3 protein-coding genes are annotated in these 2,543 nt (G+C 53.5%); all 3 read right to left on the bottom strand.

Annotation, left to right across the window (positions count from 1 at the left end):
- Positions 1-86 precede the first annotated feature (86 nt).
- Positions 87-1,292: a homoserine dehydrogenase family protein gene (locus QVO39_RS05945; protein ID WP_021903422.1), complete on the bottom strand. Its 1,206-nt coding sequence runs from the start codon at positions 1,290-1,292 to the stop codon at positions 87-89.
- A complete protein-coding gene (locus QVO39_RS05940; RefSeq protein ID WP_021903421.1) occupies positions 1,270-2,235 on the bottom strand; it encodes an alpha/beta fold hydrolase in 966 nt (321 codons plus the stop codon). The genes QVO39_RS05945 and QVO39_RS05940 overlap by 23 nt, the downstream gene beginning before the upstream one ends.
- The coding region (locus QVO39_RS05935; RefSeq protein WP_288171838.1) for a PLP-dependent transferase at positions 2,232-2,543 on the bottom strand (312 nt) is incomplete at its 5' end. The genes QVO39_RS05940 and QVO39_RS05935, both read right to left, overlap by 4 nt.

The raw sequence follows: 2,543 nt of genomic DNA, 5'->3' as shown, positions 1-2,543 counted from the left end.
CTCTGAGGCTGTTGCACATGATGATCTAAGACGTTGTTTTAGGAGATAAAATATGGCTAGAAGAAGGGCATCTCCCTAGCCTACTGTCAGTTAAAAAGTACCTCGGCGGTGCGGAGGATATCCCCAAAGACGCCTTGGGCGGTGACCGCAGCACCGGCACCGGCACCACGGATCACAATGGGGAGTGAACCATAATTCTCGGTATAGATCTCAAAGCAACTATCTGCCCCTGGCACCTGAGCAAGGATATGATGGGCGGGCAACCGCTGCAAACCGCACTGCAAACGGGCTGGCCGGTATCCATCAGGCATCTGGAGAGTACCCACATACCTCACCACTTCGCCCCTTTTCACCGCTGTGAGTGCCGAGATATGGGCCTCGAAGTCGGGTAGAGCTGTCCACATCTCCTCCAAAGACGCACTCTGCAAAGAGCGGGGCACCAGATTCTCCACCTCCACCTGCTCTAAGTTGAAAGGCAGATCCAATTCGCGTGCCAAGATAAGCACCTTACGAGCCACATCCACCCCACTCAAGTCTATCCGAGGATCGGGCTCCGTAAAACCACTTGCCACTGCCTCCCTGAGCACCTTTCCAAAGGGTTTTCCTTCACTTAAGGCATTGAAGATAAAGCCAAGCGACCCACTGAATAGCCCTCTAATTGAGGTGATCTTATCGCCCGATAGGTGAAGCAATTGGAGGTAATCGATCAGCGGAAGCCCCGCCCCCACATTGGTCTCGTAGCGATAGCTCTTGTGGTAGAGCTCTAGCGTCTCCCGCAGTGCCCTGTACCCTTGGATCGGCTGTGCATTACTCACCTTATTAGAGCTCACAAGATGAAAGCCAGCCCGAACCAACTCCGTATATCGATTAGCGATCTCGGCGGAAGAGGTATTATCAATAAATATCAGATGCTGTAGCTGCTCCCGCTTTGCATAGTGAATAATCTCCCGCACACTATCCGCACTCCTTTCGGCCGTTGCTACCTCTTCACGCCACGAGGCACCGATCCCCCTCTTTGAGAAGAGAGTTCTCCGTGAATTGGCTACGGCAAAGACCACCAAGTCCACCCCTTTCCGTTGCTTCAGCTCCTCCCTTTGCGACACAATCTGATCCAGTAGGGCTCCCCCCACCGTGCCGTGCCCCACCACTGCGAGGTAGACCTTGGGTACCTCATCGTGTGCCAAAAAGTGCTTCTCCCTTGTGGCTCGGTGGAAGGAGGGGGTTAGGGCTATCTTACTATAAGGTATTATTGGCTCTGTGAGCGGATGCTCACCTATCTTCGTTGCTATCATAATGTTGGTTTTCGTTATTCAATAGTATATCATGGATAATCTCTGTGAGCTGGTCATAAGCCATCAAGAAGGCATCATGCCCGTGCTCCGAATGAATCGTATAAAGGGGTACCCCTAGCGTGGCTGCCGTCTCCTCTGCCTCATAGTGTGGGAAAAGCAGGTCCGAATCGATGCTCACGATGCTCACTTTCTCCCTAAGGAAACGTAGCTCCTCAGCCCTCTGTGCCACAGCAATCGTGCTGGTGAGATAGGTCATCACCTGATAAGCATGCAACTGAAATCGCTCTGCCAATGCCTTGCCATGGTAGTGCAACCAATCGAGAATCTTAGGCGTACCATCACTACATTGCTCTCCAGAAAAGCGGTGGTTGAGCGACTGAGGGGTTCGGTAGCAGAGCATCCCGTGGATGCGTGCATGCTCCAGTGGCTTCGGTCCTTCAAGCAAGAGGCGCTGCACCTCGGTCTGGGCTAGGAGCCAATCACTCGCCTTATAATGGCTAGCAATCGGGATCAGCTGCTGGCACTTATCGGGGATCAAAGCACCTATCTGCCATACCAATGCCCCACCCATACTGGCCCCTAGCACGATCTCTATCTGCTCAATCCCCAGTTGCTCCACCCCCGCTACAAAGAGGCGTGCCACATCCTTCAAGTCAAAGGCATCAAAGCTGTAGCAGAGTCTGCCGTCATAGCCATTGCCAGGGATATTAAAACTCAGAATAGTGTAGGCTCTGGTATCAATCCCCTGCCCTTCGCCGATAAGACTTGCCCACCAGCCGGTAGGTCCAGCGACCGAAGAATTACCGGTAAGGGCGTGGCAGACCAATACGATAGGGGCGGTGCCGAGTGGGCAGCCGGCTACTTCGTAGCTCAGCACCACCTCCTCGAGCTCTACACCTCGGTGGGTGACAAAATTGGAGATAGAGAGATAGAATAGTTTCATGCTTTCTGTGCTTTATTGAGTGCGTTATCGAGGTCGGCCGTTAGGTCTTCCGCCTCCTCCAATCCTATGGAGATACGAATCAAGTCATCACTCACGCCGATGCTATTTCGCTCCTCCTCTGTAAGCTGTGCATGGGTGGTGCTGGCGGGGTGGATAAGGATCGACTTAGAGTCTCCGATATTGGCGACTAGTTTGAAGAGCTCCGTCCGCTCCGCCAGTCGCTTTGCCACTTCGTACCCGCCCTTAGGGGCAAAGGTGAGCAACACGCCCGCTCCACGGTGCAAGGTCTCTTTCGCCCGCTGATAAGC

The organism is Porphyromonas sp. CAG:1061, from assembly GCF_000435035.1.
GTDB classification, from domain to species: domain Bacteria; phylum Bacteroidota; class Bacteroidia; order Bacteroidales; family Porphyromonadaceae; genus Porphyromonas_A; species Porphyromonas_A somerae.
Note: the sequence above shows the minus strand (reverse complement) of the source record. Positions and strands in the feature narration are given on the sequence as shown.

What these genes read in the sequence shown, in the direction of transcription:
- QVO39_RS05945 (WP_021903422.1), bottom strand. Translation starts at nt 1,292, where the DNA reads ATGATAGCAACGAAGATAGGTGAGCATCCGCTCACAGAGCCAATAATA.
- QVO39_RS05940 (WP_021903421.1), bottom strand. Translation starts at nt 2,235, where the DNA reads ATGAAACTATTCTATCTCTCTATCTCCAATTTTGTCACCCACCGAGGT.